This window comes from Paraoerskovia marina (genome assembly GCF_900105445.1).
Lineage (GTDB): Bacteria > Actinomycetota > Actinomycetes > Actinomycetales > Cellulomonadaceae > Paraoerskovia > Paraoerskovia marina.
Genome location: NZ_LT629776.1, coordinates 1424891 through 1437967, shown reverse-complemented (window position 1 = coordinate 1437967; position 13077 = coordinate 1424891). Strand labels below are relative to the sequence as shown.

General features: G+C 70.8%; 4 protein-coding genes. 2 read left to right on the top strand and 2 right to left on the bottom strand.

Going from position 1 to position 13077, the window contains the following annotated elements:
* The first annotated feature begins 118 nt into the window (after positions 1–118).
* Together BLU20_RS06400 and BLU20_RS06395 are read left to right on the top strand one after the other, a co-directional pair.
* Positions 119–1318, top strand: coding sequence for an ROK family protein (locus tag BLU20_RS06400; RefSeq protein WP_083372004.1), 1200 nt, complete (start codon positions 119–121; stop codon positions 1316–1318).
* Positions 1315–1980, top strand: coding sequence for a ThuA domain-containing protein (locus BLU20_RS06395; protein WP_083372003.1), 666 nt, complete (start codon positions 1315–1317; stop codon positions 1978–1980). Before BLU20_RS06400 ends, BLU20_RS06395 begins: the two co-directional genes overlap by 4 nt.
* 17 nt (positions 1981–1997) lie before the next feature.
* Here the strand turns inward: BLU20_RS06395 and BLU20_RS06390 are convergent, their stop codons facing one another.
* Both BLU20_RS06390 and ligA read right to left on the bottom strand, forming a co-directional pair.
* On the bottom strand, positions 1998–10700 hold the full coding sequence (locus tag BLU20_RS06390; protein WP_083372002.1) for an isopeptide-forming domain-containing fimbrial protein: 8703 nt from the start codon (positions 10698–10700) through the stop codon (positions 1998–2000).
* A 63-nt stretch (positions 10701–10763) separates the two neighbouring features.
* Positions 10764–13025, bottom strand: coding sequence for an NAD-dependent DNA ligase LigA (gene ligA, locus BLU20_RS06385; protein WP_083372946.1), 2262 nt, complete (start codon positions 13023–13025; stop codon positions 10764–10766).
* Between the last annotated feature and the right edge of the window lie 52 nt (positions 13026–13077).

Below are 13077 nucleotides of genomic sequence, written 5' to 3'. Positions count from 1 at the left end.
GACTTCTGCTGTTCGTCAATCAAAAGATGCGGTACTTTTGCATCGTTACCAAGCCGTGACGCTCGTCACGCTGAAGAACCGTGGCGACGTCCGGAAGGTTGCGTGATTCACTGTGCTCATGGAAGGGCTGAAGAAGTTCCCGCCGCGCCCGACGGGCGCCGGCGAGATGTTCCAGCTGTTTCGCGACGGCGTCCCTCGCACGCGCGCGGGGCTGGTCACCGAGACCGGGCAGTCGCGGTCGACGATCGCCGCCCGCATCGACGCCCTGGTCTCTCTCGGACTCCTCGCCCCCGCGGGTGAGTCCACGAGCACCGGCGGGCGACCGCCGTCGAACTTCGCCTTCGACCCGACCGCACGGGTCGTCCTCGGCATCGACCTCGGCGCGACGCACGCGCGGCTCGCGGTCACCGACCTCGCCGCGACCGTCCTCGCCGAGACCAGCGCCCCCCTCGCGATCACGGACGGGCCGGACCCGGTGCTCGCCTGGGTCGCCGAGACGTCCGAGAAGCTGGTCGCGACCGCCGGGCGTCGCGTGAACGAGGTCGTCGGCCTCGGCCTGGGACTCCCCGGCCCCGTCGACCACACCCGCGGCCGGCCGGTGAACCCGCCGATCATGCCGGGCTGGGACGACGTCGACGTGCCCGGGCGGCTCCACACGTACCTGCCCGTGCCCGTGCTCGTCGACAACGACGTCAACATCATGACCCTCGGGGAGCACCGGACGACGTTCCCCACCGAGCAGGACCTCCTCTTCGTCAAGGTCGCGACCGGCATCGGCGCGGGCATCGTGATGGACGGCCTGCTCCGACGCGGCGCCCAGGGTGCCGCCGGCGACATCGGGCACATCGCCGTCCCCGGTGCCGACGCCGTCCCGTGCCGCTGCGGCAACACCGGCTGCCTCGAGGCGCTCGCCGGCGGGCACGCGATCGCGGCCCGCCTCCGCGACGCCGGGACCGAGGCGGCCACCGCCGCGGACGTCGTCGCGCTCGTCCGCGCGGGCGACGTGCTCGCCGGCCAGGCGGTCCGCCAGGCGGGCCGTGACATCGGTGCCGTCCTCGCCTCGTCCGTGAGTCTGCTCAACCCCGCGCGAATCGTCGTCGGCGGGGTCCTCGCGGAGGCCGGCGAGCACCTCATCGCGGGCATCCGCGAGGTGATCTACCAACGGTCGCTGCCCCTCGCCACCCAGCACCTGCGAATCACCACGAGCCACACGGGGGGCCAGGCCGGAGTCATCGGCGCAGCGGCTATGGTGACCGATCAGATCCTGGCGGCGTCCGCCGTCGAAGCGCTCATTGCCGAGAGGTCGGAGGCATCATGACCACACGACGCGCCCTCGTCGTCCGCGGCGGCTGGGAGGGCCACGCCCCCGTCGAGTCCACCGACCTCTTCATCCCGTTCCTTCGCGCCCACGGGTTCGACGTCCAGGTCGAGGACTCGCTCGAGGTCTATGCGGACGAGCCGTACATGAGCACGGTCGACCTGATCGTCCAGTGCTGGAGCATCGGCGAGATCCTGGCCGACGAGATGCACGGACTGCGCGTCGCCGTCGAGAACGGCGCCGGGCTCGCCGGCTGGCACGGCGGGCTCATCGACGCCTTCCGCAACGCGACCGACTACCAGCACCTGATCGGAGCGCAGTTCGTCGCTCACCCCGACGACTTCATCGAGCACACCGTCGAGATCAGCCCCGACCGGTCCGACCACCCGATCGTCGAGGGCGTCTCCCAGATCTCCATCACCAGTGAGCAGTACTGGGTGCTCAGCGACGGTGCGAGCGACGTCCTCGCCACGACCACGCACGTGCCGCGCGAGGACTCGCCGTGGCACTCGCCCGTCACCGTCCCGGCCGTCTGGACGAGAAGCTGGGGTCGCGGGCACGTGTTCGCCTGCACGATCGGCCACAGTCCGGCAGAGCTGGAGATTCCCGAGGTCAGGACGATCATCGAGCGCGGGATGCTCTGGGCCGCGCGCACGGCGTAGCGCGCGGCCCGACGGGTCTAGCGGCTCGAGGGGCGAGACCGGGTCGTCGCCACCGTCGCGGCACCCGCCGCCAGCAGGAGCAGTGCGAGCAGCGCTAGCTGCAGCACCTCTGCACCCGTCACCGGCAGCTGCTCACCCGGGATCGGCACGGTGAACGTCGCGTCGTCCGTGACCGGATCGCAGTCCGGGCACGCGCCGTCCGGCTCTCCGCCCGTGGCTGCCGCCACGTTCGTCACCTCAGCTCCTGCGCTCGCCTCGACAACCGCCACGACCGTGATCGGAGGTGTCCGGTCGCCGACGTCGAGCGGGTCGGCGTAGGTACAGGTCGCCGTCGCACCGCCGGTACCGCACTCCCAGCCCTCCCCCGAGGCTGACACGAGGGCCAGCCCGTCGGGCATCGTGTCCGTCACGACGACGGGCGCCGTGGTGGCGTTCGGCCCCTCGTTCGTGACGACGATCGAGAACGTCGCCTGCTCGTCGGGCTCGCCGACCACGATCTTGGAGATGTCGAGCACCGAGCGCGGTACGACCGGAGCGTCGTCCGTCGCGGAGTTGTTCGAGAGGTCGACGTCCTCGGACGGCGATTCCACGGTGACCCCGTTGGTGACGCTCGGATACGCGTCGGGCAGCACCTCGACCACCAGGGTGATCGTGGCGACGTCGTCGACGGCCAGCTCACCGTCGACGGCGCACGACACCACCTGCCCGTCCGCCTCGCATGCGACCGTGTCGCCCTCGGCCGAGACGAGCTGCACCCCGTCGGGCAACGTGTCGGTGACGACGACGGGCCCGGGGTCGGGTGTGGGGCCGAGGTTCGTGACGGTGATCATCCATGCCCCCTGCTCCCCGACGACGAAGTCGGCGTCATGGCTCTTCGCCACGGCAAGGTCCACCTCGGGCGGGACGTCGACGGTGTCGGACGCCGTGTTGTCGTCGAGGTCGAGCTCCGGCGTCACAGTGGCCGCGGTCGCGACGTTGACGAGCTCCGGATAGGCCTCCGCGTCCAGCACCACGGTCACGACGATCGGCGGAGCGGTCGCGCCCGGGTCGAGAAGAGCCCCGTCGCCGGAGCCGACGTACGAGCAGTCGACCGTCCCCTCGACCTCGGCACATTCCCACCCCTCCCCCTCGGCGGCGACGAAGGAGGCCCCTGTCGGCAGCGGGTCGCTGACGGTCACGTCCTGCGCGACGGACGGCCCCGCGTTGGCGACGAGCACCTCGAACGTCAGCTCGTCACCGACCCGCGCCTCGCCGTCGTGCGTCTTGCTGATCGAGAGGTCCGCACGGCGCTCCACCGGCACCGTGTCGGTGTCCGTGTTGTCACTCTCGTCGAGGTCGGCGGTCTCGGAGGTCACGGTCGCCGTGTTGACGTAGTCGCCCGGCTCTGCGTCGTCGGCGACGGCCACGACGACCTCGAGCGTCGGCGCAGACCCCCCGGCGACCACACCGGCGTCGTCGTCGAGCACACACGTGACCTCGGCACCGTCCGCGCTCGCGGCGCAGGCCCACGGCCCCGTCGCGCCGACGAAGGACAGTCCGTCGGGCAGAGTGTCGGTCACCGTGACCGGTCCCTGCGCGTCCGACGGGCCGGCGTTCGCGACGTCGATCGTGAACGACGCCTCGGTGCCGGCGACCGCCGGGTCGAGAGCCACGTCGTGGGACTTGACGAGACTGAGATCGGCCGACGCCACGACGGTGACGGACGCGTCGTCGTCGTTGTTCGTCAGATCGTCCTCGGACGTCGCCGTCTGGACCCCCGCCGTGTTGACGAGCGAGGTCCCGGCCGGGATCGCCGAGTCGACCGACGCGACGACCTCGATCGTCGTCGACGACGGATCGGCCGGGGGCACGGGAGCCGCGATCGTGTCGGTACGGCAGACGAAGCTACGGCCCGTCGTCACGCAGCGCCAGCCCTCGCCCGTGGCCGAGACGGGTGTCATGCCGATCGGCAGGTAGTCGGCGACGAGCACGGTGTCGGCGTCCGACGGTCCGAGGTTCGAGACCTCGAGCTCGTAGGTGACACGCGTGCCCGCGACGACCTCGTCCGGGCCGTCGACGCTCTTCGACAGGGACAGATCTGTCACGTCGATGACGGTCACCGGGTCGAGGTCCGTGTTGTTGGTGACGTCAGGGTCCGGCAGTACACCGTCGACGCTTGCCCTGTTCTCGAGCGTGGACGGTCCCGCGTCGGGCAGGACGAGCACGGTGATCTCGATGGGCTCCGCGAGCGTCGGACTGTCGTCCGACCCGGCGGCCAACGACTCGTCGCTCGTGCACGTGACGAACGCCTCGGGATTCTCGTCACATCCCCAACCGGGACCGCCCGCGGACACCAGGGTCACGCCGTCGGGCAGCGCGTCCGCGACGGTCAGGGGGCCCTCCGTGCTGGACGGCCCGCGGTTCTCCACCTGCACGGTCCAGGTGAGTTCCGTGCCGGCCACGGCGTCACCCTCGTGCGACTTCACGACCGCGAGGTCGGCCTCGGAGTCGTACTGCGTGTCGTCGACGTCGGTGTTGTTCACCTCGTTCGGGTCAGGGGTCGACGAGTCGACGGTGGCACTGTTGACGAACTCACCTGCGCCGAGATCGGGGTCGACGTCGACCGTGACGTCCACAGAGACCTCCGCGCCGACGGGAAGGTCGCCGTCGAGGACGCACTCGACCTCGTCGAGCCCGTCCGTCCCAGGCGAGGAGGAGCAGGTCCACGAGCCCTCTCCACCACCGGACGCGCTGTACTGCAGACCGTCCGGGAGCGTGTCCGTGACGGTCACCGGGGCAGCTGCCGTCGACGGACCGGCGTTCACGACCGTGAAGGTGTAGGTGCCCTGGCTGCCCGCGACGAACGAGCCCTCGTGCGACTTCTCGATCACCAGATCGGCGGAGGTCAGCAGATCGGCGGTGTCCGTCGCGGTGTTGTTCGTCCCGTCAGGGTCCGACGTCGTCGGGGTCACGGTCGCCGTGTTCTCGAGGCTGCCGGTTGCGGCTTCGTCGATCTGCCCGACCACCGTGATCTGCGGTGCCACCGAGGCCGCAGGCAGGACGCTGTCCCGCTCGCAGCGCACGTCCCGGCCTGTACCCGAGCACTCCCACCCGTCTCCTGTCGCACTGTCGAACGTCACGCCAGCGGGGAGCGTGTCCTCGACGACGATCACGGGCTGCGAGTCCGAGGGCCCCAGGTTAGTGACGTCGACCGTCCACGTTCCGAGGGTGCCCGCGGTGAGGTCGCCTGCGTGGGCCTTGTCGATCTCCAGATCGGCGACCGCCGAGACCGTCGCGACATCGGTGGCCGTGTTGTTCTCCTCCTCCGGGTCGTAGGTCCGGGAGTCGACGAACACCTCGTTGACCAGGTCCGTGCCCTCGACCACGTCCGCGGGCACGTCGGTCTCGACCGTGAGGGGCGGAAGGCTCTCACCGACCGCCAGAAGCTCGCCCGGCACGTCACGGTCGCAGAGGATCGACGCCGGCTCCGTGGTCAGATCGGTCTGGCACGTCCACCCGTCGCCGGTCGCCGCGGCCGTCTCGACCTCGTCCGGCAAGGAGTCGAGCACCGTGAACGGCCCGACAGCCGTGTCCGGGCCGGCGTTCGACACCTCGACGGTCCATGTCAGCGGCTCGCCCGCCACGACAGGCTCGTCATGAGTCTTGGTCGCGACCAGGTCGGCACTGGCGATATAGGTCTCGCCGGATGCATCTGCCTCGTACGGCCCCACCGCGTTGCCCGGAGCGCCGGACTCGTCCTCCCCGGTCACGGCCACCGTGTTGACCTGCGGCACGTCGCTGCCGACGTTCGGCACGACGTCGGGCGTCGGGACCAGCTCGTAGGTCGCTGTGACGCTCGTCCCGGGCGGCAACGTCGCCACGTCCTCGTAGCGGACCGTGTCGCCGTCGAAGTCAGGCTCGACGTCCCCGAGGTACGCACCGTCGTCGACCGTGAGCTGCAGGCTTCCTTCGACGAAGTCCCATCCGGACGGGATGGTGTCCTCCGCATCGACTCCGAACGCCGTCGCGTCGCCGACGTTCGTCACCGTCACGCTCCACGTGAACGGTTCGCCGATGTACGCCGGCGACTCGGAGACCGGGGACTTGGCGACGTCGAGCTCGGGAAAGTCAGGGGCGACGTCGGCGTCCGTCGTCGGGCCGACGTACTGGCGGCCTCCCTCGTCCTCGATCCCCAGGCTGAAGTACGACTCGAGCGCCGCCTCGTTCGTCAGGGCGTCCCCCGTCAGGGTGACGCTGGGCGCGAGGACGGCGGTGTACTGGAGGTCCGCCGTCTGACCGGGGCCGAGCGGGCCCGCGAGGTCGGACGGTGTCCACGTGATCGTCCCTCCGCCGTTGACGGGGTCTGCTCCCGTCAGCTCGCCGCCTGCGGTGATCGATGCCGGGTCGACGACGACGCCGTCCGGGACCGTGTCGACGACGGTCCCGCTGTGTGCGTCGCTCACGGTCGGGCCGTCGGCGTTGCTCAGAGTGAGGGTGTAGGTGAACTCCTCGGTGGGATCGGGCGCGGTGTTGCTCACAGACTTGGTGATCGACATCTCCGGCTCGACGACCGACGCCGTCGCGGTGGCGGTCTGACCCGTCTCCGTGAAGGGGCCGTTCGCGTCGACGGGGTCCGGGTCGTCGGCGTCCAGGTTCCAGGCCGTCGAGGCGTCGTTGACCACCTGGTCACCGGCGCTCAGGCCGTCCTCGTCGGCCAGTCGACCGCGGTAGACGACGGTGATCCGGCGCTCCGCGGCTGATCCGAGGACGTCGCCGAACGACCACGCCGCCGTGGTGGACCCGTCGGCGTTCTCGACGCTGGGCAACGGAGTTCCCCGCAGGTCGCAGAACGTGATCCCGTCGGGGCCGATCTCCGTGCACAGTGCCCGCACCAGCTCGATCTGGTCGATCCCTGCCGGAATCTGGTCGACGATCGCGGCGTCGTAGTACGAGGTGTTGGGCGGTACCTCGACGGTGACCCGCCAGGTGAACCGCTCCCCGATCGTGGCCTGCGACGGTGACACGGTCTTCGTGATCCCCGCGCCCGCGACCGTCACGCTCGACGTGTCCGTGACCGTCGCGGTCCGCTCGTCCGGGTTGTCCGGGGCGAACGGGTCGGACTTGCCGTCGTCGAGCGTGCCCGCGGAGAAGGCGACCGTGTTCGTGTAGGTAGCCCCCGCGACGGCGTCGTCGGTGAGCACGGCCGTGTAGGAGAGCTCGACCGCCGCTCCGGGCTCGATCGTGCCCACCGACCAGACGAGCCGGGTGGTGCCCACGGGGCACCCGTTGGCCCCGTCCCCCGGGCTCGCGGTGCCGGCAGGGTCCAGGAACGCGACGAAGATCAGCTCGGCCGGGAGGCAGTCGACGACGAAGCCGTCGTGCAGAGGCGGCCGCGGCACGCCGTTGGCGCTCGTCGCGTCGTTGCCCGCGACCACCGTGAACGTGAGCTCCTCGCCACCCGGCACGGGCCCGAGGGAGCTGTTCGACTTCTCGACCGTGGGCCGGGGCTGACGGAGCTCGACCTGTGCGTCGTCCGTGACGGCGGGCAGGGCTGCGCCACCCGCCGTCTCCAGGCTCCTGAACCGGGCGGTGTTCGTGACCGGGACGCCGTTCTGGGACGCCGTGAGCGCCTCGTCCGTCACGAGCACCGTGACCGTCACCTCGAACGCCTGGTCCGCGTCCGTCGCGTTCTGGTAGGCGTCGCCGAAGTCGACGGTCCCCGTCGCGGGGTCGATCGTGACCGGTGCCGGGACCGGCGCGGTGGCGTCGCCGTCCGCATCGGGGAAGAACGCGAGCGTGGCGTCACCCGTCGGCACGAGACCCGACGGAAGAGTGTCCTGCAGGTCAGCCTCGTACACCGTCGTGTTGGCCGGCACGACCGCTCGGTACGCGTACGTGACCTCCTCGCCGACGGTGGCCTGGGAGGGAAGGTCGTTGTTCGTCTCCTCGATGGACGTCGTGGCCGACTTCTCGACCTCGACCCCCGGGACGACGACGTTCGAGCCGTCCGACGCCGACGGTGCGGTCTGGTCGCCCTCCTCGACCGACAGGTCGACGTTCTCCTGCGGGTAGAGGACCTCCAACGAGTCGTCGACGTTGGTCTCCGAGACGAAGGACCCGACGTACGCCGTGTCGTCGTAGCGCTGACCGGCCCCCGCGTCGTCGGGGATCGTCACGTCGTACAGGGTGGTCACGGTCTCACCGGGCTCCACCAGCTGGTCCGCAGGGCTCGACGGGTCGACGGGATACTCGACGCGCAGCAGGCTCCACGAGTCAGAACCCGCGAAATCCGGGTGGGCGGAATCGCCCGGGTCGGTGCAGGTGACGGTCGGCGTTCCGGCGATCGTCGGGTCCGGGACCACGTTCGAGACGTCGACACACCGGATCCCGGTCTCGAGCACGTCCCAGACCGAGAACGCCCCGACAGGGTAGCCGTCGGGTCCGCCCGAAACGCCCTCGTGGGTCACGTCGACGCGGAACGTCACGACAGACCCTGCCGCGACCTCGGATCCGTCGACGTCCGACCCAGGGCCGTTGGGACCGGTGGCCGGGTCATCCACCGCCTCGACCCCCTTGACGACGCCGACGGGAGGAACCGGGTCGATCTGGACGACGGCCTTGTCGCGAATCGTCGTCGACGTGCCGTCCGTCGCCTCGCTCCGCCCCTTGAGCAGGTTCGGTGCGTCGAGCGTCCCGGGCCCGGGCGCCGGCGTCGTCACCTCCGCCTGCAGCACGATCTCGAACACGGCTCCCCGATCGACGAATCGCGCTCCGTCCCTCTCTTCACCGACGAGGAAGACGACCTTCGACCCGTCCGGCGCGGCGGTCTCGGAGTAGTCGACGACCGTGTTCCCGTCGCCCGGGGTCGCCGACCCGGCGACGTACGACTGCCCGGCGGGGAAGAGGTCGGCGAGCTCGGCGTTCCGGGTCTGGGCCTCGTCGGAGAACTGGACGCGCAGGCCGTAGCAGATCCGGTCGCCGAGCCGGAACTCACGCTGGTCCGCGTCGACGTCGTCCGGTTCGGCATAGTCACCCAGATCCGTCGAGCAGACGCCTCCCGAGTCGGCGCGGCCGAGCATCGTCTTCGTCAGCGTCAAGCCGCTCGCGGCCATGGTCACCTCGGACTCGTCCGCCACCTGCTGCTCGCCCGACTCGCCGGTCCCGGCGACCGGGGTCGTCGTGGCCGTCAGCTCGACAGAGTTCGTGAACGAGTCGCCAGCCGCCGTGGGCACCCCTGTGCCGAGGTAGGCGGGGAGCATCCTGACCTGGTAGGTGATGGTGAGCGTGTCGTTCTCCGCCAGCGTCGTCGGCGCGAACGAGACGTCGAACGTCCCGTCGGCGTTTTGCTCCACCGAGTCGTACGGCGTCGACGGTGCCGTCGTCGCAGCACCTTCGCAGTCGGCGACACCGCCGGCGTAGTTCGTCCCGGCGTCCCCGAGCGGACACAGACCGTCAGGCACGACGTCCTCCACGACGATCGGATCGGCGGAGACGTACTCGCTGGAGTCGATCACGATCGTGTACGTGCCGATCTCACCGGCGGTGAAGTCCTCGGGCTCCACCGTCTTGCGCATCCGGACGTCCTCGACCGTGACGGTCTCGGTCGCAGTGTCGCCCAGCCTCGTCGCGCCACCCGGTGCGACGTCGCCCAGGTAGTCGCCCTCGACGGAGACCAGGTTCGTCGCGGTCGCCTCGGCGTCCGTCTCCCTCGTGGACGGGCCCGTGTTGTTGTCCAGGTTCGCCGTCGACTCCGGAGCGGGGTCCGCCGTCCACAGGACGTTCTCCCGCAACGGGACCCCCGCCGCATAGTGGAGCTCAAGCTCGGTACCGGCGTCGATCGCCGGAATCTGCCACTCGACGCGGGTGTAGACACCGCCAGGAAGCCCGCTCGGGTCGATCACCGTGGTGACGGAGTCGGGCTCGACACAGGGAGACAGCGCGGGCGGGACGAGCGGGCCCGAGCCCGGGTACTCCTCGCCGCCGGTGGTGTTGTCGGGGCCGCCGTCACAGCCGAGGTACTCGAGGTTCGCGGGCAGGTGGTCGACCACGACCACGTTCTCGCTGCCCGCGGCCGGCGCGCTCCGTACGGTGACCGTGTACTCGGTCACGTTGTCGTGGACGCCCCGCAGGAGCTCACCCTCGGGACTGGGCTCCCCCTTGGAGATGACGAGGCCCGTCACGGTCGTCGCGGTCGACGGTGAAGCGGCCGTCGCGTCCGACGTACCGCCGACGACGTTGCCGTCGGCATCGAACTCCGGGGAGACGAACGGGTCCTCGCTGGTGTACACCTCGCCGCTGTTGGCGACGACGGAGCCCGCCGGGTACACCGCGGGGTCCGGCTGCACCTGGAACGTGATCGTGACCGAGCTGCCGGGGAGCACGTCGTCGACGTCGGCCCAGGTGAGAGTCTGCTGGCCCGTCGAGGCGTCCGTGGCGACAATCGGGTCGCCGAGATCCTCGGGCGTGGTCGACCCGGGGACGTACGTCAGCCCGGGTGCGAGCTCGTCCCGAAAGCTCCCGTTGAACTCCGCTGCTCCCGAGCCGTCGTTCGTCGCCGTCAGCGTGTACGTGATCGGTTCCCCGGCGAGCACCTCGCCCGCCGCCGACTTCGAGACGGCGAGTCCTGGCGCAGCGAGCGCCGCGGGTGCCGGGACGAGCCCCACGAGCGCGAGGCTGAGTGCGGCGGCGGTGGCGACGCGCCGAAGAACCACGGCACGGAGAAGGCGAGGTGGGTGGCTCATATCACAATAGTGACGGAATATCCGCACGCTGCACGTCGAGGAGCGCTGGTCAGACCCACCCGCCTACCCGAGGGCCGACGGCCCGCCGTCGAGGAGCGTGGCGAACCCGTCCTCGTCGAGGATCGTCAGGCCGAGGTCGCGTGCCTTGGCCTCCTTGGACCCGGCGTTCTCCCCGACCACGACGAAGTCCGTCTTCTTGGACACCGACCCCGAGGCCTTGCCGCCGCGCGCGATGATCGCCTCCTTGGCCCCGTCCCGGGAGTAGTTCTCCAGCGACCCGGTGACGACGACGGTCACCCCCTCGAGCGTGCGTGGCGTCGACTCGTCTCGCTCCTCCGCCATGTTCACACCGGCCGTCGCCCAGGCGTCGACGATGTCCCGGTGCCACCCCACCTCGAACCATGCCGTCACCTGCTCGGCGATCGTCGGACCGACCCCCTCGACGGCGGCGAGCTCGTCGAGGGAAGCAGCCCGGATCGCGTCGACCGAACCGAACCAGCCGGCGAGCGCCCGGGCGGCGACGGGGCCCACGTGCCGGATGTTGAGGCTGACCAGGACGCGCCAGAGGTCCTTCTCCTTGGCCTTCTGGAGCTCGTCGATCAGCGTCTGCGCCTGCGCCGAGGCCTCGTACAGCGACTCCCCCGCCTCGACGGCCGCGGTCTCGGCGGCCTTGGAGAGCCTGCGCCTCTTCTGGAAGGGACGCGCGACCTTGACCTCCAGGGTCGACCCGTCGGCGATCGTGATCTCGGCCGACTCGCCGACGCCCTCGTACGGCCGCGGCAGCCCGGTCTCCGGGTCGCGGACCACGACCTTGATGGGGGCGAGCTGGTCGACGGTGAGGTCGAAGAGGCCGGCCTCGGTGCGTAGGGGCGGCTCTGCCGGTTCGAGGGGCTGGGTCAGGGCCGCGGCCGTGACCTCGCCGAGCGCCTCGATGTCGAGACCTCCCCGCGAGCCGATGTGCTCGACCCGTCCGCGCACCTGGGCCGGGCAGGACTCGGCGTTGGGGCAGCGCAGGTCGACGTCGCCCTCCTTCATCGCGCGCAGGGGCGTCCCGCACTCGGGGCACTCGGTCGGCATCACGAAGTCCTCGCGCGGGTACCCGTCGTCCGCGAGCGCAGCGACGGGCCCGAGGATCTCCGGGATGACGTCGCCGGCCTTGCGCAGGACGACCACGTCGCCGATCCGGACGCCCTTGGCCCGCACGACGTCCTGGTTGTGGAGGGTGGCCTGCCGCACCGTGCTGCCCGCGACCTTGACCGGCTCCATGACGGCGTACGGCGTGGCGCGCCCGGTCCGGCCGACACCGATCTGGATGGCCAGCAGACGGGTGTTGACCTCTTCGGGCGGGTACTTGTAGGCGATGGCCCAGCGGGGCGCTCGACTCGTCGCCCCGAGCCGGCGCTGGTGGGCGAGCTCGTCGACCTTGACGACGATGCCGTCGAGCTCGTGCTCGATGTCGTGGCGGTGCTCCCGGTAGTGCTCGATCATCTCGTTCACGCCGTCGAGCCCGGCGACGACGCGGTTGTGCGGCGAGACCGGGACACCCCACGTGGCGAAGAGCTCGTACGCGGCGGACTGACGGTCCAGCTCGGCGTGGTCCCCGGCGTCCCACTGCACGGCGCCGACCCCGTGCGCGTACATCTGCAGGTTGCGGGACGCCGTGACGGCGGGGTCCTTCTGCCGCAGGGACCCGGCGGCGGTGTTGCGCGGGTTGGCGTACGGCTCGTTCCCGGCGGCCACCAGCGACTCGTTCAGCGCCGCGAAGTCGTCGACGCCGAGGAAGATCTCACCCCGGATCTCGATGACGTCGGGATGTCCACCGGGGTCACCGGCGAGCTGGTGCGGGATCCCCGCGATCGTGCGGACGTTCGCGGTGACGTCCTCGCCGACCCGACCGTCGCCCCGCGTGACCCCGCGGACGAGGCGGCCCTTCTCGTACGTGAGCGCGATGGCGAGACCGTCGATCTTGACCTCGCACAGGTACTCGACCCGCGCGTCGTCGTCCATCTGCAGCTCACGGTGCACCCGCACCGCCCACGCCGCCAGGTCCTCGGTGGAGAACGCGTTGTCGAGCGAGAGCATCCGCTCGCGATGCTCGACGGGGGCGAACCCGGCGGCCACCTGCCCGCCCACCCGCTGGGTGGGAGACTCGGGCGTCGCGAGGCCCGGATGCGCTGTCTCGAGCTCCTCGAGCTCGCGCATGCGTGCGTCGTACGCCGCGTCGGACGACGTCGGTGCGTCGTCCTCGTAGTACGCCCGCTGGTCGGCCTCCACCTGAGCCACGAGCTCGGCCCAGCGACGCTGCGCCGACTGCTCGTCGAGCATCTGTGCGCCGTCCGTGCCGTCGGCGGGTTCCGGTGCGGGGTTCGTCGTCTCG

Excerpts from the sequence above, each read along its gene's own strand:
- BLU20_RS06400 (WP_083372004.1), top strand. The coding sequence starts at position 119 with ATGGAAGGGCTGAAGAAGTTCCCGCCGCGCCCGACGGGCGCCGGCGAG.
- BLU20_RS06395 (WP_083372003.1), top strand. The coding sequence starts at position 1,315 with ATGACCACACGACGCGCCCTCGTCGTCCGCGGCGGCTGGGAGGGCCAC.
- BLU20_RS06390 (WP_083372002.1), bottom strand. The coding sequence starts at position 10,700 with ATGAGCCACCCACCTCGCCTTCTCCGTGCCGTGGTTCTTCGGCGCGTC.
- ligA (WP_083372946.1), bottom strand. The coding sequence starts at position 13,025 with ATGCTCGACGAGCAGTCGGCGCAGCGTCGCTGGGCCGAGCTCGTGGCT.